Origin of the sequence: Microbispora sp. NPDC046973, assembly GCF_040644495.1 — a bacterium.
In the GTDB taxonomy this organism is placed as follows: domain Bacteria; phylum Actinomycetota; class Actinomycetes; order Streptosporangiales; family Streptosporangiaceae; genus Microbispora.
This window is the reverse complement of the sequence record NZ_JBEYWQ010000004.1, coordinates 210,140-231,932: the sequence shown is the minus strand read 5'-3', so window position 1 is coordinate 231,932 and position 21,793 is coordinate 210,140. Positions and strand designations below refer to the sequence as shown.

Below are 21,793 nucleotides of genomic sequence, written 5' to 3'. Positions count from 1 at the left end.
CGGTCGCCACCAGCGCGTATCCCAAGACCATCCCCATGGCTCTTCACTGTGGCCGTGGGGAGGGCGGCGGCCCATCGGAGATCCACCCGAGCCGCCCCTGAGGGATCCCCTAGGAGACGTCGGCGGAATCGGCCGGGGCCGTCTCGGGGGTGGAGGCGCGGAACCAGCGGCAGCCGTACCTGCCCATGGGGAAGCGGGCCCGGCCGGAGTCGGAGATCTCGACCGTGCCGTCCACCAGCAGGTCGGTCAGCACCTTGGACGAGTCGAGCCCGTCCAGCGTGATCTCCACCTCGACCTCGGTCTCACCGAGGTTGTGCACGGCCACGACCGTCTCGCCGTCGCAGTCGGCCCGGTGGGCGAACACGGCGTCCTCGCCGGTCTCGAGCACCGTGTACGCGCCCCACGCGAACTCCGGGCAGTCGCGGTAGTGCCGGATCAGCCGGGTGATCCAGGACAGCAGCGAGTCGGGGTCGCGCTCCTGCGCGCTGACGTTGACCTTCTCGGGACCGTAGTCTCCCGTGGGCATCGGGATACGCACCTTCGACGGGTCGGCGTCGCTGAAGCCGCCGTTGCGGTGCGGGGTCCACTGCATGGGCGTGCGGACGGCCTGGCGGCCTTCCAGCTCCAGGTTCTCCCCCATGCCGATCTCCTCGCCGTAGAAGAGCACCGGGGTGCCCGGCAGGGAGAACAGCAGGCTGTAGACCATCTTGATCCGCTCCAGGTCGCCGCCCAGCATCGTGGGCAGGCGCCGGCGCAGGCCGCGGCCGAACAGCTGCATGTCCTTGTCCGGGCCGAAGGCCGCGAAGACCTCCTTGCGCTCGGCGTCGCTCAGCTTGTCGAGTGTGAGCTCGTCGTGGTTGCGGACGAACGTCGCCCACTGGGAGTCCTTGGGCGCCTTGGGGCGCTCCCGCAGGGCGGCGGCCAGCGGGCCGGCGTCCTGGCGGGCCAGCGACAGGTACGTCCGCTGCATCGTGATGAAGTCGAAGCACATGGTGATCTCGTCGCCGAGATCGTTCCCGAAGTACCGCACCAGGTCGTCGTACGGCAGGTTCACCTCGCCGAGGAGGATGGCGCTGCCGTCGCGGCGGCTGAGGAAGGCCCGCAGGCAGGCGAAGAACTCGTGCGGGTCGGGCAGGTCGCCGCTGTCGGTGACCTGCTCGACGAGGAACGGCACGGCGTCCACCCGGAAGCCGGAAAGGCCCAGCTCCATCCAGAACCCGAGGATCCGGGAGATCTCGTCCTGCACCTCGGGGTTGGCGGTGTTCAGGTCGGGCTGGAACCGGTAGAACCGGTGGAAGTAGTACTGCTCGGTCTTCTCGTCGTACTCCCAGAGGCTGTCCTCCTTGTCGGGGAACACGATGCCCTTGGGGTCGTCGGGCTCCGGCTTGTCGGACCAGATGTACCAGTCCCGATAGCGGGAGTCCCGGCTGGAGCGCGCCTCCTTGAACCAGGGGTGCTTATCGGAGGTGTGGTTGACCACGAGATCGGCGATGACCCTGATGCCGCGGTCCCTGGCCACCCGCATGAACTCGACGAAGTCGCCGAGCGTGCCCAGGCGCGGATCGACGCTGTAGAAGTCGGTGATGTCGTAGCCGTCGTCCTTGTCCGGCGTCGGGAAGAACGGCATCAGCCAGATGCATGTCACGCCCATCCGGTCCAGGTGGTCGATCCGCTGGATCGCCCCCCTGAAGTCACCGACCCCGTCGCCGTTGCCGTCGGCGAAGGTCTCGATGTCGAGGCAGTACACGACCGCGTTCTTCCACCACAGATCGGAGGTCATGCTCAATCTCATGACCGTTCCCGATGCCCGGTAAAGAACCGGCAAAACATCGAGCCCGCGCCGCGGGAGCGGCGCGGGCCGACGTGGTACCGCTCGTGCGGCCGGTCACGGCCGCGATGTCACCGTCGGTCACGTCCCTACAGCGGCGTGACCTGTTCGGCCTGCGGTCCCTTGTTGCCCTGAACGGTCACGTAACTGACCCTCTGGTTCTGGTCCAGCGTACGGTAACCGTTCGTGGTGATCGCCGAATAATGAACGAACACGTCAGCGGTGCCGTCGTCCGGAGCGATGAAACCGAAGCCCTTTTCGGCGTTGAACCACTTGACAGTGCCTTCAGACAACTGCTTCTCCTTCTTGGAAGCCGCACCATGTTCCCAGGTCGGGAGCATGAGGCTGCGTAGCGGATTCGTTGCGCGACCGCGTGAGACGCTGGAAATGCGCGCGTATCCGCCGCCGGGACGAACCCGGGTGCGCTTTTTACAAACCACGTTTTCAGGAATTGTCCACTGCGACACTCGCAGCCTGTACGGAGAGTACCCGCGATTACCCGAGGCTATGCCGGTGCCGCCATGTACCAGCGCGCGTGCCCGTCACCGCGCGTGAGCGAGTCGAGCCGCCGGGGCAGCTCCTGCCGGGAGAACGGGTCGCCGGAGGCGTTCCGGATATGGATGCCCACGGCGTACATGTCCCGCACCTCCATCAGCGTGCTGTAGCCGGGCCACAGCCGCAGGTCCGAGCCGTACGCGCGGGCGAACTCGTCCACGTCGGCCGCCGACAGGCCGAATCGGCGCTGCCCGTGATAGGTGTGCACCAGGTCCCACTCGCGCGGGCCGACGGCCACGCCGTCCCAGTCGCACAGCACCACGTGGCCGTCCTGGCAGCGCAGCAGGTTGTCGATCCAGGCGTCGCCGTGCAGCAGCACCGGCGCGCCGGTGTCCAGGTCGCGCCAGCGCCCGGTGAGCTCCTCGATGCGGTCGCTCAGCCAGGACCGCTGGCCGGCGGTGAGGACCTCGGCCCGGTGCTCCACCGCGTGCCGCACCTCGGCGAGCGGGTCGGTGAGCGTCCGCAGCCCCATCGGCGGCACCGGCTCGCGGTGCAGGCTGCGCAGCACCCGGCCGAGCTGCCGGGTCGTCGGGCGGCCGCGGGAGGGGACGTACCGCCAGAAGGTGACCGCCCGGCCGTCGTGCACGATCGGCTGGTCGGCGATCTCGTCGGCAGGCCGCACGGTCGGGAATCCCCGGTCGGCGAGCCAGCGGGCGACCGCCACGACCACCGGCAGCCGGGTCAGCGCGTCCGGCGCGGTCGCGATCCGCACCACCAGCTCCCCGCCCGCCGCGTCCGCACGCAGTTTGAAGACCGCGTTGCTGCGCAGCCGCAGGAGCCGAGCGCCCCGTGGGTCCACCCCGATCTTCGCGCAGACCTCGCGCAGGACCTCGAACGCCTCCTCGGCCAGCGGTGCCGGCTCCATCGTCCTCATGGCGGTTTCAGGCGTTCTCGGCGTTCTCGGCGACAGGGAAGTCCGCGGCGGGGAACAGCCCGCTGAGGGCGAGCGTGGGCGACGACTCCGACAGCACCCGCCGCAGGCGCCGTACGGCGGGCAGCGCGGGATCGGCGTCCGCCAGCAGGGCCCTCGCCCGGGTGACGACGATCGAGGTGCGGTGCTCGGCGGGCACCTGCCGCAGCGCGTCCGCGGCGATCCTGCACGCCTCCTCGTGATCGCCGTGCCTGGCCAGGTGGCTCGCCTGGTCGAGCAGGATCAGCGCCGGGTCGATGGTCTGGAAGCCCGGAGGGAACCCGTCGATGCCCTGCACCTGCCGGGCGTCCCCCAGCTCGATCAGCGTGCCGGTGCGGTAGAACTTCATCCGCTTTTCCGTGAAGACGAAGGCCAGGTCGTCCTGGCTGATGCCGCGCATGCGGGCGAAGATCTGCTCCGCCTCGGCGAGCGCGATCCTGGCGGCCTTGCCGTCCCCCATCCTGGCCAGCGCGCGGGCCTCGGCCGCCGCCGCCAGCGCCGCCGGGGAGCTGGGGGCCGATCCGGCCAGCATCCGCGCCTCGCGGGCCAGCCGCACGGTCTCGTTCAGGTCGCCGTAGTAGTAGAGGAGCATGGTCTGCTGGGCCCGCACGAGCGCCCGCAGCCGCAGGTCGCCGACGTCGTCGGAGGCGGCGCGGGCGGTGCCGTACCAGGCGTGGGCCTGGCGGGTGTCGCCGAGCTTCATCAGCGCGTCGGCGGCGAGCAGGGTGAGCATCGTGGTCGCGGTGAGCAGGCGGCGCTGCACCGACGACGGCTGGCGGACGGCGCTCAGCCGGCGCACGTCGGAGATCTCCAGCATGACCCGGCAGAGCATCGGCGTCGGCGGGGTCGTCATGTACTCCCTGCGGTAGCGCAGCACCTGCTCGTCCAGCCGGTCGAGCTGGTCCTCGCTCACCGTGCCCGCGGCCAGCGTGCGGTCGAGGTCGTGGCGCAGGCCCTCGACCTCCGCGAAGAACCTGCCGCTCGGCGTGCCCATCAGCATCGCCTGGTGGAACAGCGCCCGGCGCTCCGCGTCGTCGGCGGCCGGGTCCTCGGCCCGGGCCTGCTCGGCGGTCTGGCCCGGCCCCACCACGACGATCTTCTGCCCGCCCTGGTCCTCGCAGTAGTCCGCGGCCAGGCCGAGCCGCACGGCGTTGGCCCGGTAGAGCCGGGCCAGCAGGTCGATGGTCTGGGGACGCGGGCGGGCCCGGTTGTTCTCCCAGGCGTTCAGCAGGTCGATGCTCGCCCGCGGGTGGCCGAGGTTCTGCTGCTCGCACAGGTGCTCCAGCTCCTCGATCGCCTGCCGGGCCGACCAGCCGCGGCCGAGCCGGTGGGCCTTCAGCAGGCTGACGCCACAGCACCCGTGGATCGCCTGGACGGTCTGCCAGAGCGTCCACTGCCGTGCCTGTGCCTGTTCGCGCCAGCGACGCGCGCAAGCGGGTGAGTGCTCTCCGCGGGCCATGTGCACGCCCTCCACTGGTGAAGCGGTCCCCGTTTACGGTTGTTTCCCCAAGGTAAACGCGCAGGCACGCAACCCCCCGGGACTGTTATGCCTTCGTGTTCGCGAACCCGCGTGTGTTCCACGGAAACCGGGTGAGTTTCCTGGTTATTGCACGGTTTCGGGGAATCGGCGCGATTGCCGGTGGGTCGTTGCGGGTTCACCCTTTCCGGTGATAGGTCCTGACGTTCCGGAGGCTGACCATGACGACGGTAGACCGCAGCGAGGCGATGGACCACCTGGAGCGGCTCGCCGCGCAGCTCGAGGCCCACTCCTTCCAGGTGCGCCTGACGGCGCCGGCCGGTCTCTATCCACGTCTGCGCGTCATCAACCCCATGGAGCCCACGATGGCTGAGGACGTGCTCGCGTCCAATGCCAGCGACGGCGAGTGGTGGTACTGGCTGTCCTGGGCCGGCCGGATCGGGCACGCCTCCGACGTGGTCACCGCCGCCGAGCGCATCGCCAGCGTCCTCCACGTCATCCGCCGCTGAATCTAGAACCGCCTTCCCGGCCGGCCGGCACGGGTCAGGCGAACATGGACTTCGGGCGGTCCTGGAGGACACCGTCGACGTACACGTCCACCTTCTCGTCGTAGAAGGCGACCAGCCCGGCGATCTTCTGGGACTCCGGGAGCGGGGTGGGGTACGACCAGACGAGATCCTTGCCCGACTCGTCCTCGCCGACCGACCAGTACACCGCACTCCCCTTGTACGGGCAGTGCGTCACGGTCTCGGACGGGCGCAGCAGGTCCAGCCGCACGTCGGTCTTCGGCAGGTAGTAGCGCGGCGGCAGGCCGGTCTCGAACAGGATGCGCGGGCTGCGCGAGTCGGCGACGGTGACGCCGCCCACCTCCACCCGGACGTGGCGCGAACTGGCCAGGACGTCCACCCGCGTGTACGGGTCGCGGGCGTGCACGAAGACCTCCTCGTCCTCCTCGAACCAGTTGTCCATCGCGTTCCAGTCGAACCGGACGTGACCCCGGATCTGCTCCATCGGCGCGTCGTCCCCGTAGACGAGGGCGGCGCCCGCCCGGCCGGCCACGTCGTGGACCGCCGCGTCGCCCCTGCTCGGCGAGTGCCGCGTCTCGCCGGTGGCCTTCAGCTCCTCGGTGCGGACGTCGTCCGCCGGGAAGTAGTACGTCGGGTAGTAGGGGACCTCCCAGACCAGCAGGGCCCGGGTGGTGTCGGCCACCGCCCGGCCCTCGACGTAGACACGCACGCGCTTGGCCGTCGTCTCCACCCGGACGCGGCCCCGTTTCGTCGGCTCCATGCCTGCGCCAACCAGCGGGCGGATCGTCCTTATTCCCCGGCCTCACAATCGCCATTTCCCGGTGTGCGGGGCGGGGCCGGCCCGCGCTATCGACAGCGAGCGGATAAGTCGCTTACCCTCGGCTAGGTGGGTCTTCGCCTTTACGATACGCATCGCCGCGCCGTCCGCGATTTCGTCCCCCGAATTCCCGGAATGGTGTCGATTTATATCTGCGGTCCCACCGTCGTCGTTCCGCCGCACGTGGGGCAGCTCAGATCGCAGGTGAATTTCGACATCCTGCACCGCTGGCTGAAAATCAGCGGATACGAGGTCCTGCTCTGCCGGAACGTCACCGACATCGAGGACAAGATAATTCACCGGGCCGTTTCCGAGGGGGTTCCCTGGTGGCGGATCACCGATCCCGTCCACCGTGTCTTCGTCCGCACGTACACCGCCCTGGGATGCCTTCCGCCCAGCGTGGAGCCGCGGGCGACGGGACACATCCCGGAGATGATCGAGATGGTCGAGCAGCTCGTCGCGTCCGGGCACGCCTACGAGTCCGACGGCAACGTCTATTTCTCGGTCGGCTCCTACCCGCATTACGGATCCCTCTCGCGGCAGCAGGCCAGGCATCTGCGGACGGCCGAGGAAAACGAGCACGGAAAACGCGATCCGCGCGATTTCGCGCTGTGGAAGAGTGCCAAACCCGGTGAGCCGGTGTGGCACTCACCCTGGGGCGAGGGGCGCCCGGGGTGGCACCTGGAATGTTCCGCGATGGCCCGCAGATATCTGGGCGGGGAATTCGACATCCACGGCGGCGGGGCCAATCTCATATTTCCGCACCACGAGAACGAGATGGCCCAGTCGCGGGCCGCCGGGGATTCGTTCGCACGATTCTGGCTGCACAACGGGCCGGTGACGCACCGGGGCGAGAAGATACGCAAGCACCTGCGCAATCCGCTGGCCGTCCCCGCCCTGCTCGACCGCGTACGACCGGCCGAACTCCGCTATTACCTGGCGGCGGCCCATTACCGGTCGCCGGTGGAATTCAGCCCCGACGCCCTGGACGAGGCGGCGGCGGCCTACCGGCGGGTGGAGAGGTTCGTGCTGCGGGTGGCCGCCGACGCCGCCGCGTCCCTTCCCTCGCAGTTCAGCGAGGCCATGGACAACGACCTGAACGTGCCGCAGGCCCTCGCAGCCGTCCACGGCGCGGTGGCCGAGGGCAACGCCGCGCTGGCGTCCGGAGATCGCGAGCGGGCGGCCGGGAAATGCCGGTCGGTCCGGGCCATGCTGAATGTGCTCGGCCTCGATCCCCTCAGCGATACCTGGCATCGGGAAACGCATCTGCAGGAAGTCGCGGGGGCCGTACTCCGGGTCGTCCGTAATCTCGCCGCCGCCAGCGCCCGGCAGGGAGATCACGAACGCGCGCGGATCATGGAGCAGCACATCGAGAGGGCGCTCGCTAAACGGCGCCAAATCGAGCATGCCGCGCTTATCAGATAGATCTTGATCACCCCGGCCGGGGAGGTGAACGCTCACATCCCGGCCGGGTCCGGCCTCGCCGGCATCCCGGCCTTGGACCGTTCCCAAATCCGCCGCGCCGTCTATTGACCCGTCTCACGATGCGTACAACCCTGGGGTTCACTTTGCCCCGGTTCGTGAAGGGACTCCCGATGACCAGCCATCCATTTGCACGCCGACGGCTGCTCGTGGCGCCGGCGGCGGTGCTGACGCTCGCCTTCCCCCTGGCCGGCGCCGCGGCGGCCGATCCCGCCTACGTCGGCACGTGCACGGTCTCCCAGACGACGCTCGTCTACACGGCGGCACCGGGGGTGGCCAACGAGGTGACCGTTCAGGCTCCCGGGCTCGCCGGTTACTCCCTGGCGGTTCAGGACGAGGCGGGCCCGATCAAGGGCTGCAGCCCCGATCCCCGCAACGGGGAGGCCGTCCTGGTGGGCAACGTGATCAAGAAGATCAAGGTGGTGGCCGGCGACGAGGACGACGTCGTCGTCATCGCGGCGGACATCAACGTCCCCCTGCCCAGCGTGGTGTACGGCGGCGCCGGCGACGACGAGCTCAGGGGCGGGCGCGGCAGGGACGACCTGCGCGGCGGCGACGGCGACGACGACCTGCGCGGCGGGGACGGCAACGACCGCCTGCGCGGTGAGGCCGGCGACGACGTGGTGCGCGGCGGGAACGACGACGACACCCTCGACGGCGGGAAGGGCGCCGACGACCTGAGCGGCAACGCCGGAAACGACGAGGTCGACGGCGGCGCCGGGGACGACGAACTGCGCGGGGGCGCGGGCGACGACGAGCTCAACGGCGGCGCGGGCGCCGACGACCTGAGCGGCAACGCGGGTAACGACGAGCTGAACGGCGGCAGCGGCGGCGACGGCCTCAACGGCGGGGCCGGCACCGACGACTGCAACGGCGGCCCCGGCACGGACACGACCACGGCCTGCGAGTAGCCCGCCTGGCCGTCCTGCGACGCCCGGATGACCGAAGGGCGCACGTTACAAGAACAAGAACTGACGCGCGGAGGATAATCTCGGCCATTTCATGGGAATCATGACGGCACCAACTTACGGACACCGCCGAAAGGAGGGCCCCGATGAAGAAGGTGCAGATCGTGCCGCGACCGCGGCCGCCGAGAACTCCCGCCCCGGTCGACCTGCGCACCCCCTCGGGAAGGGTCCTCCCCTACTAGACCCGCAGTGGCCCCGGGTCAGCTTCTGGCCAGCTCGTAGCAGTGGGCGAAGCCCTCCAGCACGGCGGGCCAGGAGCACCGGACCGGCTCCGTCTCCCTGTTGTGCTCGGCGATCGACTGACGCAGGGCGGGATCGCGGGCCAGCCGTGCGACCGAGGCGACGAGGTCGTCGAACGTGCGGCCCAGCAGGCCCTCCTTGCCCGGCCTGACGAAGTCGGCCACGCCGCTCTGCGCCCGCGCCACCACCGGCACGCCGGCCGCGCGGGCCTCCAGCGCGGCCAGGCCGAACGACTCGCGCGGAGCCGGGGCCACGAACACGTCGGCCGCGGCCAGCAGGTCCTTGATCTGCTCCCGGCTGTACCTGCCCGGCAGCGACACCCAGCCCATCCGGCGCGCCCGCAGGTAGCGCTCCATGCGCCCGCGGGCCGGGCCGTCGCCCACGATCGTCGCGCGCATCGCGATGTCCCTCGGCACGCGGTTGCGCACCGTCTCCAGCAGCTTGAGCAGCCGCAGCGGCTGCTTGCGCGGCGCCAGCCTGCCGACCGCCACCACGTGGACGACGTCGTCCGACGGCCCGTCCCCGGCATCCGGTACTGGACTGTGCCGTACTGAACCGGGCTCGGGCCGCCACGAGGTCACGTCCAGGCCGTTCGACACGACCTGCACGGGCACGCGGGGCCCGGCCACGGCGCGGATGGGGCGCGCGGCGGCCTCGCTGACGGCGGTGAGGACCAGGCCCCAGCGCCGCCACTCGAAGGCCGCCTGCAGGGCCCGGTAGACGCCCCGGGTGACCGGATCCCACATGCTGTGGACGGTCGCGACCACCGGCAGCCCGGCCCGGACCGCCGCGCGCACTCCCATCCACGCGAACGGCGAGACCGCCCCCGTGTGGACGTGCACCACGTCGAACCGTCCGCTCTTCATGATCCGGAGAAGGTGGGCCGTGCCGCGCGGATGGACCGGCAGGTCGAACGGGAGGTTCGCGACCACCCGGTGCACCCCGGGCAGCTGCTCCCCCGGCGTCGCCGTCACCACCTCGACCGTGTGGCCCGCCTCGCGCTGAGCCCTGACGAGGTCGGCGACCTGCACCTCGATCCCCCCGAGCCGGGGCAGATAGCAGTCGCTGACGTGAAGAATCCTCACCGGGTCAGCGTGGCAGAGCACGCCACGCCCATCAAACCGCACGCCATTCGAACCGCTCACGGGGAGGGCAGACGTCACGCGACCCCGGCCACGTGGGATCATGGGCGGAACCGGCCGCGACGGCAGCCGCGGCGGCGCTGACGAGTGGAGCACGCGATGACGACGTTCCGTGGGGCGCGATGAGGACGGCGGTGTTCTTCCACGCCCATCCCGACGACGAGGCGCTGCTGACCGCCGGGACCATGGCCATGCTGGCCAACGAGGGGCACCGCGTGGTGCTCGTCGTCGCGACGGCCGGCGAGCGCGGCCTCGCCGACCTCCCCCACGGCGAGGAGCTGGGCAGAGCCCGCATGGACGAGCTGCACCGCTCGGCCGCGGCCCTGGGCTGCGCCCGGGTCGTGCTGCTCGGCTACGGCGACTCAGGACTGGCGATCGACGGCGGCGTGGCCGACGACCGGCCGGACAACGCGTTCATCGACGCCGACATCGAGGACGCGGCGCAGCGGCTGGCCTCCGTGCTCAAGGAGGAGACGGCCGACCTGCTCACGATCTACGACCCGGCCGGCGGCTACGGCCACCCCGACCACGTGCAGGTCTACCGGGTCGGAAGCCGGGCCGCCGAGATCGCCGGGACGCCCATCGTGCTGGAGGCCACGGTCGACCGCGACCTGCTGCTCAAGGGCGTACGGCTGGCCTCCCGGTTCTACCCCGCGATCGACGTGCGGAGCTTCGAGCGGGCCTACTCGCCCCGCGACGCGATCACCCACCGGGTCAACGTGCGCAAGTACGCCAAGGCCAAGCGGGCGGCGATGGCGGCCCACGCCAGCCAGGCCACCGGCGGCGACGGCGACCGCACGCTGGGCGCGATGCTGAAGATCCCCGGGTTCGCCTACCGCTTCGTCTTCGGCACCGAGTGGTACGTACGCCGCGGGCTGCCCCGCGGCACCCGCCTGCGGCATCCGTTCGACGGCAGCCCGCAGGCCGCCCCCTAAGGGTCGTGATCCTCCGCCAGGAGGAGTCGACCGCCTCCGGGGCCCGGCAGACTGGAGGGGACCGACACCGGACTGGGGGCGTACGCGGGTGAACAGGAAGTGGCTGCAGATCGCGCTGTCTGTGGTGTCGCTCGGGCTCGCCGCGGCGCTGGTGCTCTATCTCCCGGAGATCGTGCACACGCTGACCGGCGCCACCGTGAGCTGGACGGAGATCGGCCACCAGTTCGGCGGTCTCGGGTGGCAGACGATCGCGCTGATGACCGCCTTGTGGCTGGCGAGCCTGTGGGCGTACACGTTCGTGATGACCTCCGCGCTGCCCGGCCTCACGCACATGCAGGCGCTCACGCTCAACGCGGCGGGAAGCGCGGTCAGCAACCTGCTGCCGTTCGGCGGGGCGGCGGGCGTGGCCCTGACGTTCGGCATGACCCGCGGCTGGGGCTTCGCCAACCGGCCGATCGTCGTCTACACGCTGGTCACCGGCATCTGGAACTCGCTGTTCCGGTTCATCCTGCCCGCGGTGGGGATCGTGTGCCTGCTGATGGCGGGCAAGGCCACCAATCCCACGGTCGCCAAGGCGGGCTGGGCCGGGGCCGTCTCGATCCTCGTCCTCGTCGCCGTCGTCGCCACCGCGCTGTACTGGGACCGCGCGGCCGCCGTCCTCGGCCGCGTCCTCGACGGGATCGTACGGCTCGCGCCCCCGCGGTTCCGCCCCGCCGAGCACGCCGCGTCGGCGGCGATCGAACGGCTGCGCAGGGACACGGCCGACATCATCCACAGCCGGTGGGCGGGCCTGTCGCTCGGGATGGTCGCCTTCCTCGCCCTGCAGTGCCTGATCATGGCCGCCTGCCTGGTCGCCACCGACTCCTACCCGGGACCGGCCGAGACCGTCGCCGTCTTCGCGCTGAGCCGCGTCCTCACCACCGCCCTCGTCACGCCCAGCGGAGCGGGGATCATGGAGGGGGGCGTCGCCACGCTGCTGATCGGGGCGTTCGGCCAGCCCGCCGGCGGGGCCACCGCGGCCGCCGTGCTGTTCGGCTTCTGGACCTACACCATCGAGATCCCGTGGGGAGGGCTCGCGCTCGGCGGCTGGGCCCTGCTGCGCAGGCGGGAGTCCCGCGCCGCGAACGCCGAGGCGGGGTCGACCGCCTCCCCACGCGGCACCCGCGTCCGCTGATCAACTGCGGGTCGCCCGCGGATCTCCTAAACTCGCGGGGCGAGAAGGTGAGGGTGTCCGGGTTGGTGAATGCCTTGTGCCCCTACGCGGGCGCGCATACGGTGACGCCTGAGATGGGACGACCAGCAGCGGCCGGCAGGCACGACGCACGACAGCGGAGGAGCGCCCGATGAGCCCCCCGACGAGCCCGGTGACGTTCCGGGTCCTCGGACCGGTGGGGGCGCACGACGGCACCGACGAGCTCGACCTCGGCGGGCTGCGGCAGCGCGCGGTGCTGGCCCGCCTGCTCGTGGCGCGCGGCCAGGTCGTGCCCGTGGACACCCTGCTGTTCGACCTGTGGGACGACGACACCGCCAAGGGCGCCCAGTCGGGGTTGCAGGTCTACATCTCCCGGCTGCGCCGCGTGCTGGAGCCCAACCGTCCGCGCGGCGGGCCCAACCGCCTGCTCGTGACCGTCGCGTCGGGGTACGCCCTGCGCGCCGCCCCGGAGCAGGTGGACGCGCTGCGCTTCGAGGCCGTGGTCCGCTCGGCCGGCGAGCGGATGGAGGACAGCCCCCAGGCCGCCCGGGCCCGGCTGGACTCGGCGCTCGCGCTGTGGCAGGGCACGCCGTACTCGGACTTCGCCGACCAGTCCTGGGCGGAGGCGGAGGTGGCGCGGCTGAGCGAGCTGCGCCTGGTGGCCAGGGAGCGGCATGCCGACGCCGGGCTGCGGATGGGCCTGCACGCCGAGACCGTGCCCGACCTGGAGGCGCTGACCACCGAGCACGCCCTGCGCGAGGAGGGCTGGCGGCTGCTCGCGCTCGGGCTGTACCGGTGCGGGCGGCAGGGCGACGCGCTCGCCGCGCTGCGCCGGGCCCGCACGATCCTGTCCGACGAGCTGGGCATCGACCCTGGGCCGGCGCTGCGGAAGCTGGAGTCGGACATCCTGGCCCAGGACCCCGGGCTCGACCTCGTGCTCCCCGCGCCCCGGCGGCCCGCCGAGATCACCGCGACCTGGCCGCCCCGGCCGGTCGCCACCGGCGACGCCCCGCCGCTGGAGCCCGAACCGTTCGTCGGGCGCGACGCCGAACTGGCCGCGCTCGCCGCCGCCGCGCCCCGCGCCCAGGCGGGCCGGTTCACGGTCACCGTGGTCAGCGGCGATCCCGGCGCGGGAAAGACCACACTGGTGCGGCGGCTGTTCGAACGGCTGGAGGGCGACGGCTGGATCGGGGCGACCGGTGGCTGCCCCGACAGCACGGCGACCCCGCCCGGCTGGGCCTGGGTCGAGGTGCTGCGCGCCCTGGTCGCCCGCAGGGGTGCGGGCGAGTACGCCGCGCTGCTGGCGCCGCTGCTCGACGACGCCGCTCCCGACATCGCCGACGACGAGGCGTCGGGCGGCTTCCGGCTGCACCGGGCCGTCGGCGGCTACCTGTCGGCCGTGGCGCGCGAGGCCCCGCTGCTGATCCTCCTGGAGGACCTGCACTGGGCCGACGACCAGACCCTCGCGCTGCTGCGCGCGCTGCCCAGCCTGCTCGCGGCCAGCCGCGTGCTCGTGGTCGTGACCTGCCGCGACGGCGAGCTGAACGACCAGCAGCAGGACGTGCTGGCCGCGCTGGCCCGGCTCGACCCCGTACGCGTGGGGCTCGGCGGTCTCGACGACGCCGCGGTGGCGGAGCTCGTCCGGGCGACCTGCGTGCACGAGGTGGACGACGAGGTCGTCAGCACGATCGTCGAGCGGGCGGGCGGCAACCCGTTCTTCGTCAAGGAGACGGCGCGGCTGTTCGAGGCCGAGGCCGACATCTCCGAGGTGCCCTCGGGCGTGCGCGACGTGTTGCGGCGGCGGATCGCCCGGCTGCCGGAGCGGGCCCAGCAGGTGTTGCTGCAGGCCGCCGTGATCGGCCGTGACGTGGACGTGGACGTCCTGGTCGACGTGTCGGGCGACGAGGACGCCGTGGTGGACGCGGTCGAGGCGGCCCTGCTCGCCGGGCTGGTGACCGAGCCGGGCCCCGGCCTGCTCAGGTTCGACCACGACCTGGTCAGGGACACGATCTACTCGGACGCCTCCCGGCTGCGCCGCTCGCGCCTGCACGCCGCGGTCGCCTCGGTGATCGAGCAGCGCAGCCCGAACGACGTGGCCGCGCTGGCCCACCACTACGACGCGGCGGGCACAGTGGAGACCGCCGCGAAAGCCGTTCGGTACGCCGGGCTGGCGGCCGAGCAGGCCGAGCGCAGGTTCGCCCACAGAGAGGCCGCCACGCTCTGGCAGCAGGCCATCGCCGCCTTCGACCGTGCGCAGACAGGCCGGGCCCAGGCGGGCCGTGGATCGGTGCGCGACCGGCTGGAGCTTCAGCTGCGGATGATCAGGGCGCTGGCGCTGTGCGGGGACATGACCGCCGCCCGCGCGCACCGGGGGGAGGCGATGTCGGTCGCGCTGCCCCTCGGCGATCTGGAGCTGACCGCCCGGGTCGCGGCGGCGCTCGCGGTGCCGCACAAGGGCATCGCCCGCGACTTCACGCGCACGGCCTGGGAGATCGTCGACGTCACCGAGAAGGCGCTGGTCGAGCTGCCGGAGGGCGAGCAGTCGCTGCGGGCCAGCCTGCTCGCGACGCTGGCCCTGGAGCTGGAGGGGTCGGCCACCGAGCGCGGCTACCAGGCGTCGCTGGAGGCCGAGGAGCTGGCCAGGTCGAGCGGCGACCCCGCGCTGCTGGCGATGGCGCTGAGCGGGCGGCTGCGGCAGTCGTACACGCTGACGCAGGTCGACGAGCGCGAGACCATCGGCCGTGAGCTGCTGCTGGTCGGGGCGGAGTCGGGCCAGATCGCGGTGCAGACCTTGGCGCACCTCGTGCTGCTGGAGTGCGCGGCGGCCCGCGGCGACTTCGCCGAGGCCGACGAGCACCTCGCGCAGGCCGAACGCCTCGGTCGCCAGTACGCCCTACCCGCCCCGGCGGCCGTCGGCGCGTGGTACGCCGGGCAGCGGCTGATGATCACCGGTGACTACGCCGGGGCCGAGCGGGCCTACCGGAACGCGGCGCGGCTGACCGCGCGGGCCGGCATGCTCGAAGGCCGCCAGGACCTGCCGCTGATCGCCACGTTCTGCCTGCACCTGGTGGACGGGCGGGCCGCCGAGATGGCCGAGCCGCTGGGCGAGGCCCACCAGCGCGGCGCGAAGTGGACGCTCGACGCCTACGCCGTGGCGCTCGCCTCGGCCGGACACGTCAGGGACGCGCGGGTGGTGGCCGCGAGCCGGGAACCGGTCCGCACCGACTTTCTCTACGAGCTCGCCCTCATCTGGCGGGCGCTCGCCGGGATGCTGCTGGACGACGAGGGCCGGATGCGGGAGGCGTACGAGAAGCTGGCGCCGTTCCGCGACCGCATCGCCGGGGCCGGCACCGGCGTGGTCGCCCTGTGGCCGGTGGCGAAGACCCTCGGCGACCTCGCCGTACGGCTCGGCCTGCCGGCCCGCGACCACTACGAGAAGGCGCTGGCCGTGGCGGAGCGGGTGGGCGTGCCCCGATGGGTCGCCGAGGCCCGGGGGGCGCTCGCGAACAGGTGAGCAAGCAGGGGAGCGAGCGGGCGAGGCGGAGCTCGCGAAGGCCCCTGTCGCATCGCGAACCCGTCGCCTCTCGTCCTCTCAGGTGTACAGAGGACGGATTGATCACCGGTTGACAATCGGTTGCAATCGGTGCGATGCGGAGCGCTAAGGTGAGGCTTGCCTAATGACTGCCCACCATGACCGGCGGTGAGAGCACGTGCGGATTCCAGACCCCACGGCCGCCTCCGTGTTCGGCCTCCCTCTGTGGCTGGTCGTCGCGGTCGGCGCGGTCGCCCTGTTCGGCGCGTTCCAGGTGTACTACTGGGTCGGCCGCAGGCTCGGCGAGGCGCTCTACCGCTCGCGCGTGGGCCGCAGGGTCGGCCGGGAGCGCATCGAGCGCGTGGAGAACGTGGTGCGCCGGTGGGGTGCGCTCGCCGTGTACGGCTGCTTCTGGGTGCCGGGCCTGCGGCACACGCTGCCGTGGGTCGCGGGGGCGCTGCGGGTGGACTACCGCTGGTATGTGGTGGCCAGCGCGCTCGGCTGCCTGACCTGGGTGCCGGTGACCTCCTTCGGCCTCTACTCGCTCCTGTGGGCCTGGCTGTCGCTGGCGGCCCGGTCCCCCGCGCTGGCCGCCGCCGTCGTCGCCGTCGTGGCCCTGGCCGTCGCCCTCCTCGTACGGCGCCGCAGGAGGAAGGGCAGGGACGGGGACGCGCCCGCCGCGTCCGAAGCCGTGCGATCATGTCGGGATGCGTAACGGGGTACTCATCGCGCTGGCCGCCGCCTTCGTCACGGCAGGGACCGCGGCCGCGCCCGCTCAGGCCGCACCCGCCAGAACCACGCAGGCTCCGCCGGTCACCGCCAGGGAGGCCTACCTGGTGGACACCACGGAGGGAACGGTCCAGTTCGCCAAGCGCGAGACCCGCCGGGTGCCGATCGCGAGCCTGACCAAGGTCATGACCGCCTACGTGGTCCGGCGGCAGGCCCGGCTGGACGACGTGCTGACCATCACCAAGGCCGACGTACGGCACGCGGCGGCCGGCGGGGCCACGACGGCGGGCCTGCGGGCGGGCGAACGGCTCACGGTGCGCGACCTGCTCTACGGGCTCATGCTCCCCTCGGGAGCGGACGCCGCCCACGCCCTGGCCGAGCGGTACGGCCCGGGGACGGCGAGGTTCGTCGCCAAGATGAACGACGCGGCGCGGGCGCTCGGCCTGCGCGACACCCGCTACGCCAACCCGGACGGGCTGCCGTCCAAGGGGTACTCCACCGCCCGCGACCAGGCGGCGCTGGCCGTGGCGGCACTGCGCGACCCCGTGATCGCGTCCGTCGCCAAGACGCCCAAGCGGGTGGTCGGGAAGTCGTCCCTTCACCGGGCACACGTGTGGCGCAACACCAACGACCTGCTGGACGACGGCGCGGTGGGGCTGAAGACCGGCTTCACCAACCAGGCCGGCTACTGCCTGTCGTTCGCCGCCGTCCGGGACGGGCGCACCTACGTGGGGGTCGTGCTGGGCGAGCGCAGCGACAAGGCGAGGTTCGCGACGGCACGCAAGCTGCTCGACCTGGCCGGCCAGAACACCGGCCAGGACGCCGGCGAGGGACCCCTGGCGGGGGCGGGGGTCACGCTCCCCTGAGCAGGCCGTGGCAGGCGATGGCCGCGGCGGCCACCACGTTCAGGGAGTCGACGCCGAGGTCCATCGCCCGTGAGCTCATCGGGATGCAGACGGGCTGGTCGGCCTCGTGCAGCCAGTGGGACGACAGCCCGTCGCCCTCCGAGCCGAGCATCAGCGCGACCCGGCCGGACAGCGGGGCCTTGTCCAGCGGCACGGCCGACTGATCGGGCGTGAGCGCCAGCAGGCGGAACCCGGCCGCCCTGAGCTCCGCCAGGCCGCCGTGCCAGTCGGCCATCCGGGCGTACGGGATCGCGAACACCGCTCCCATCGACACCTTGACGGCCCTGCGGTAGAGGGGGTCGGCGCAGCGCGGCGACAGCACGATCGCACCGACGCCGAGCGCCGCCGCGCAGCGGAAGATCGCCCCCACGTTGCCGTGGTCGACCAGATCCTCCAGGACGAGGATCCGCGGCCCCGCGTCCGCGAGAAGTTCGCCGACCGGGGGAAGCGGGGTGCGCTCCATCGCGGCGAGCGCGCCCCGGTGCACCTGGAAGCCGGTGATGCCCTCCATCACCCGGTCGGAGACCACGTAGACGGTGGCTTCCCCGACCACGTCGGCCAGCGCGTCGAGCCACTTGGCCGTGGTCAGCACCGAGCGCACCGGATGGCCCGCGCCGATCGCCCGCCTGATGACCTTCTCGCCCTCGGCGACGAACAGCCCGCGCTCGCTCTCGACGCTCTTGCGCAGATCGACGTCGCGCAGCCGCACGTAGTCCGACAGGCGCGGATCGGCGGCGTCCTCCACCGGGATGACCACGGGCCTCAGCGTACGGCCAGGTAGAACACTCACGCACACTCGGCGCAAGATGTGGCTTTTGCCAGTATCGTTCCCTAAACCTGTTACGGCCAGTCGATACCGGAGAGAGCACCGTGGGCGGACGGCACCGCACAGACGAACTCGATGGCGGCTTCGACCCCCAGTACGAGCCCCCGCCGCCGCCGCGGCGGCGGGCCGGACGGGGGACGGTGTTCGTCCCGCTGGCCGGAGCGGTCGCTCTGGCCGTGCTCCTCGGCGTCGCCGCGTACGTCGTGGTGAACAAGAGCCCGGGCTGCGCCGGCGAGAAGGTGAAGCTCTCGGTCGTCGCCTCGCCCGACATCCAGCCCGCCGTACAGAAGATCGCCACCAGGTTCGGCAAGTCGGGCAGGGCCGTCGACGGCAAGTGCGTCGCCGTCACGGTCAAGGCCGCCGAGCCGGCCGACGTCGCCAACGCGATGGCGGGCACCGGGCCCACCAGCGGCAAGCTGAACCCCGATCTGTGGATCCCCGACTCCAGCCTGTGGCTGAGCGGCGTCAAGAACGCGCCCGAGCCCGCCGGGAACGCCGCGAGCACCCCCGTCGTGCTGGCCGCGTCCAAGACCGGCGCGGACAAGCTCCAGTCGGCCTTCAGCCCGAGCTGGACCGGGCTGATGAGCGCGGCGAACGCCGCCAACCCCGACGGCCTGGCGCGGAAGGTGCGCGTGCTCGCGCTCGACCCCACGCAGAACGCCGCCGGCCTCGGCGCGCTGCTGGCCGGGGCCGCCGTGCTCCAGCAGGGAGGCGGCAGCGAGGAGACGCTCGTCGGCGTGCTGCGCCAGTTGTCGGAGTCCACCGTGTCGACGCCCGACAGCATGTTCGCCACGCTGACCAAGGCCGCGGCCCGCATCCCGGTCGGCGTGACGTCCGAGCAGGCCGTGTGGTCGTACAACACGACGACGACCCCATCGAACCCGGCGGTCGCGCTCTATCCGGCCGAGGGCACGATCAGCCTCGACTACCCGATCATCGTCACGGCGAAGGACGCCGCGACGCGCAAGGCGGCGCAGGCCCTGGCGAACGAGGTGACCTCGCCCAGCGGCAGGAAGACCGTCCAGGACTACGGCTTCCGCGCGCCCGACGGCAAGGGCGGCAGCCTGCTGAAGCCCGACAACGGCGTGAACGCCAAGAAGCCGGCCGCGATCCCGCTGCCGGACGCCGCGACCGTCACCCGCCTCTCGCAGGCGTGGCACCAGATCAAGCTCGGCACCAGACTGCTCTCCCTCATCGACATCTCCGGGACCATGGCGCTGCCCGCCGACAAGACCGGCGTCACCCGGATGCGCGCGATCGCCGGCCTCACCGTCGAGGGCCTGAAGCTCTTCCCGGACAAGGCCGAGGTGGGCATCTGGGCCTTCTCCGACAACCTGCGCGGCGAGGGCGTCGACTGGAAGCCCGTCGTGCAGATCGGGCCGCTGGCCCAGCAGATCAACGGGGTGACCCGCCGCGAGGTGATCACTCAGGCCATGCGCCAGGCGAAGGCCATCCCCACGGGCAACACCGGCCTGAACGACACCCTGTGGGCCGCCTACCAGAAGATGACCAAGGAGTACGAGCCCGACAAGGTCAACACGATCCTGCTGTTCACCGACGGCGTCGGCAACGACGACCCGAACGGCGGCATCTCCAACGACGAGATCCTGCGGAAGCTGAAGGACGCCTACGACCCCAAGCGGCCGGTGAGCATCCTGATCATCTCGTTCAACACCCAGAAGGACGAGGACCGGACGCAGATGACCTCCATCGCCAAGGCGACCGGCGGCGCCGCCTACTTCCCGCAGACGGTCCTGGAGATCCGCAACATCTTCCTCAAGGGCATCGCACGCCGCCTGAAGTAACAGCGGTATCTGTTTTCCCAGGTCATGCCGGTTGGGCATGACTGCCGGGCATGACCGTGTGAGCCGTAAACGACGCCAGAGGGGACGGCGTCCCACTCGTGTGGGGACCGGCGAGACCAGGTTCCGTCACACGGGGAGGAATGTTCGTTGCCCGCATGGCCCGGCGTCGGGCGAGCCGACGACCACCGACTGCTGGAGGCGCTGCGCCGCGGGGGCGGCGCGGACGCCCAGGCCCCGGCCGCGCTGTACGACGCCTACGCCGACCGGCTGAGCGACTACGCGTACACGCTGGTGCGCGACCTCGACGCGGCGGAGCGTGCGGTGCACGACGCGCTCGTCGCCGCGTCCTGCTGCGCCGGCCGGTTGAAGGAACCGGCCCGGCTGCGGGCCTGGCTGTACGCGCTGACCCGGTTCCACAGCGCCACCCGAAGAGGGGCCGGGCCCCTCACCGGCCCCGTCATGGAGGTGGAGGAGTCCGCCGATCCCCCGCTCGCCACGCTCGTGCGGGAGGCGCTGGGGGAACTCGGCGACCACGAGCGCGAGGTGCTCGAACTCGCCGTACGGCACGGCCTGACGGCGGCCGAGATCGGATCTGTCCTCGGGCTCGCCTCCCGGCAGGTGTCGGCGCGGCTCACCCGGGCCCGCGACCACCTGGAGAACGCCGCCGCGGCCCTCGTGCTGGCCAGGGTCGGCCGGGCCCACTGCCCGGAGCTGTCGGCCCTGGTCGACCACGGCGTGGGCGCCGCCTGGCAGGACGGCCCCCTCGGCCCTCCCCTGCGCAAGCGGTTGAGCAAGCACATCGCGGCCTGTGAGATCTGCCGCGAAGGCCGGGGCAGGCACGTGTCGGCCGCGCGGCTGCTCGACATGATCCCCGTCGCCTTCCCCCCGCTCTCGCTGCGCAGCCGGGTGATCGAGTCCGCGCTCCACGCCGACCGGCGCGACGCGGCCACGACCTCCGCCATCGCCACCGCCACCGCCGAGCTCGACGGGCGCGGTTTCCCGGCGACCACCGGCAGGCGGGCAGAGCGCGGGCGGACAGAGCGCGGGCGGACAGAGCGGGGACGGGCAGAGCGGGCACGGGCAGGGCGCGGGCGGGTCCGCTCCCGCCCGCTGCGGACCGCCCCCGTCATGCTCGCCGCCGTCTGCGTGTTCGGCGCGGCTGGCGGGCTCGCGCTGGTCTCCGGCCAGGCTCCGGCCGAGCGGCTCGAGACGATACGCGTATCCCCGACGGCTGCCCCCCAAGACCCTGCCCCTGAAGACCCTGCCTCCGAAGAGCCTGTGCTGGGCCCGGAGGAGGGCGACCCGCCCACGGCGACGCCTGCCGCATCCGGAGACGAGACACCTCCACCGGACGGTTCCCCCCAATCGGCCGCGACCGCCCCGCCCCACACCCCCGCACCCTCGGGGCGGTCGCGGCCGACTCCCCCGCGTACGCAACGCGCGCCCAGGCCGGCGCTGACGGCGCTGTGCCCCGGAGACCTGGGCGGGGCCGCGGGCGCGTCGATCACGCTGGCCGCGCGCAACGCCGTGGTCGAGTGGACGGCCGTCACCTCGGGCGGGATCGCGGTCTCGCCCCGGCACGGCAGGCTCCGCGCGGGCGCGAGCGGCCGGGTCACGCTCGCCGTCGTCGATCCCGGCGTCGCGGGCAAAGGCGTGGTGACCTTCGAGTCCTCAGCCGGCCGGCCCTCGTGCCGCGTGGCCTGGGACGGCCAGGAGGGGGGCGACGACGCCGACCCGGTGCCGGAGCCGACCTCCGGCCCCACCACGGGTCCGACGACCCGCCCCACGACCGGCTCCTCCTCACAGCCGACGGGCGAGTCGGGCGACGGCCCGCCTCCGGCCGGCGAGGCCGCCGCCACTCCCACTGCCTGACGCATGCGTCACAGGATCACCAGTTGTTACACACTCGGTGGAAGATTGGCA

The 21,793-nt window shown here is 72.2% G+C and carries 17 protein-coding genes; 10 read left to right on the top strand and 7 right to left on the bottom strand.

Going from position 1 to position 21,793, the window contains the following annotated elements:
* Window positions 1-109: 109 nt before the first annotated feature.
* The 4 genes from ABZ860_RS11025 to ABZ860_RS11010 form a co-directional block, all read right to left on the bottom strand.
* Window positions 110-1,780 (bottom strand): alpha-amylase family protein, encoded by a 1,671-nt coding sequence (locus tag ABZ860_RS11025; RefSeq protein WP_357218175.1) that lies wholly within the window; start codon window positions 1,778-1,780, stop codon window positions 110-112.
* Between the two features lie 137 nt (window positions 1,781-1,917).
* Complete coding sequence (locus ABZ860_RS11020) at window positions 1,918-2,121, bottom strand: cold-shock protein (RefSeq protein ID WP_357218780.1); 204 nt, start codon at window positions 2,119-2,121, stop codon at window positions 1,918-1,920.
* 212 nt (window positions 2,122-2,333) lie between these two features.
* Window positions 2,334-3,248 (bottom strand): aminoglycoside phosphotransferase family protein, encoded by a 915-nt coding sequence (locus ABZ860_RS11015; protein ID WP_357218173.1) that lies wholly within the window; start codon window positions 3,246-3,248, stop codon window positions 2,334-2,336.
* 16 nt (window positions 3,249-3,264) lie between these two features.
* Window positions 3,265-4,752, bottom strand: coding sequence for an XRE family transcriptional regulator (locus ABZ860_RS11010; protein WP_357218170.1), 1,488 nt, complete (start codon window positions 4,750-4,752; stop codon window positions 3,265-3,267).
* 239 nt (window positions 4,753-4,991) lie between these two features.
* Between ABZ860_RS11010 and ABZ860_RS11005 the strand changes: the two genes are divergently transcribed.
* Window positions 4,992-5,279: a hypothetical protein gene (locus ABZ860_RS11005; protein WP_079315904.1), complete on the top strand. Its 288-nt coding sequence runs from the start codon at window positions 4,992-4,994 to the stop codon at window positions 5,277-5,279.
* Window positions 5,280-5,313: 34 nt separating this feature from the next.
* Here the strand turns inward: ABZ860_RS11005 and ABZ860_RS11000 are convergent, their stop codons facing one another.
* Window positions 5,314-6,057 (bottom strand): DUF427 domain-containing protein, encoded by a 744-nt coding sequence (locus ABZ860_RS11000; RefSeq protein WP_357218168.1) that lies wholly within the window; start codon window positions 6,055-6,057, stop codon window positions 5,314-5,316.
* A gap of 126 nt (window positions 6,058-6,183) precedes the next feature.
* Here ABZ860_RS11000 and cysS point away from each other — a divergent pair, with 126 nt between their 5' ends.
* A complete protein-coding gene (gene cysS, locus ABZ860_RS10995) occupies window positions 6,184-7,539 on the top strand; it encodes a cysteine--tRNA ligase (protein ID WP_357218165.1) in 1,356 nt (451 codons plus the stop codon).
* Window positions 7,540-7,709: 170 nt separating this feature from the next.
* Window positions 7,710-8,507 carry a hypothetical protein gene (locus ABZ860_RS10990; protein WP_357218162.1) on the top strand — a complete coding sequence of 266 codons (798 nt, stop codon included), beginning with the start codon at window positions 7,710-7,712 and terminating at the stop codon, window positions 8,505-8,507.
* 257 nt (window positions 8,508-8,764) lie between these two features.
* Here the strand turns inward: ABZ860_RS10990 and ABZ860_RS10985 are convergent, their stop codons facing one another.
* A complete protein-coding gene (locus tag ABZ860_RS10985; protein ID WP_357218159.1) occupies window positions 8,765-9,889 on the bottom strand; it encodes a glycosyltransferase family 4 protein in 1,125 nt (374 codons plus the stop codon).
* Between the two features lie 179 nt (window positions 9,890-10,068).
* Between ABZ860_RS10985 and ABZ860_RS10980 the strand changes: the two genes are divergently transcribed.
* The 5 genes from ABZ860_RS10980 (at window position 10,069) to ABZ860_RS10960 (ending at window position 17,200) form a co-directional block, all read left to right on the top strand.
* Window positions 10,069-10,881: a PIG-L family deacetylase gene (locus tag ABZ860_RS10980; RefSeq protein WP_357218157.1), complete on the top strand. Its 813-nt coding sequence runs from the start codon at window positions 10,069-10,071 to the stop codon at window positions 10,879-10,881.
* 88 nt (window positions 10,882-10,969) lie between these two features.
* Window positions 10,970-12,055 (top strand): lysylphosphatidylglycerol synthase domain-containing protein, encoded by a 1,086-nt coding sequence (locus ABZ860_RS10975; RefSeq protein WP_357218154.1) that lies wholly within the window; start codon window positions 10,970-10,972, stop codon window positions 12,053-12,055.
* A 169-nt stretch (window positions 12,056-12,224) separates the two neighbouring features.
* Entirely contained in the window at window positions 12,225-15,587 is a 3,363-nt protein-coding gene (locus ABZ860_RS10970; RefSeq protein WP_357218151.1) for a BTAD domain-containing putative transcriptional regulator, read from the top strand.
* 196 nt (window positions 15,588-15,783) lie between these two features.
* Complete coding sequence (locus ABZ860_RS10965; protein ID WP_357218148.1) at window positions 15,784-16,320, top strand: VTT domain-containing protein; 537 nt, start codon at window positions 15,784-15,786, stop codon at window positions 16,318-16,320.
* On the top strand, window positions 16,313-17,200 hold the full coding sequence (locus tag ABZ860_RS10960; RefSeq protein WP_357218146.1) for a D-alanyl-D-alanine carboxypeptidase family protein: 888 nt from the start codon (window positions 16,313-16,315) through the stop codon (window positions 17,198-17,200). The genes ABZ860_RS10965 and ABZ860_RS10960 overlap by 8 nt, the downstream gene beginning before the upstream one ends.
* On the opposite strand, the gene ABZ860_RS10955 is transcribed toward ABZ860_RS10960, so the two are convergent.
* Window positions 17,187-17,996, bottom strand: a complete 810-nt coding sequence (locus tag ABZ860_RS10955) for an RNA methyltransferase (protein WP_357218143.1) — start codon at window positions 17,994-17,996, stop codon at window positions 17,187-17,189. The genes ABZ860_RS10960 and ABZ860_RS10955 overlap by 14 nt on opposite strands.
* Before the next feature lie 113 nt (window positions 17,997-18,109).
* Here ABZ860_RS10955 and ABZ860_RS10950 point away from each other — a divergent pair, with 113 nt between their 5' ends.
* Window positions 18,110-19,870, top strand: a complete 1,761-nt coding sequence (locus ABZ860_RS10950) for a substrate-binding and VWA domain-containing protein (RefSeq protein ID WP_357218141.1) — start codon at window positions 18,110-18,112, stop codon at window positions 19,868-19,870.
* A gap of 147 nt (window positions 19,871-20,017) precedes the next feature.
* Window positions 20,018-21,742, top strand: a complete 1,725-nt coding sequence (locus ABZ860_RS10945) for a sigma factor-like helix-turn-helix DNA-binding protein (protein WP_357218139.1) — start codon at window positions 20,018-20,020, stop codon at window positions 21,740-21,742.
* The last annotated feature ends 51 nt before the right edge of the window (window positions 21,743-21,793 follow it).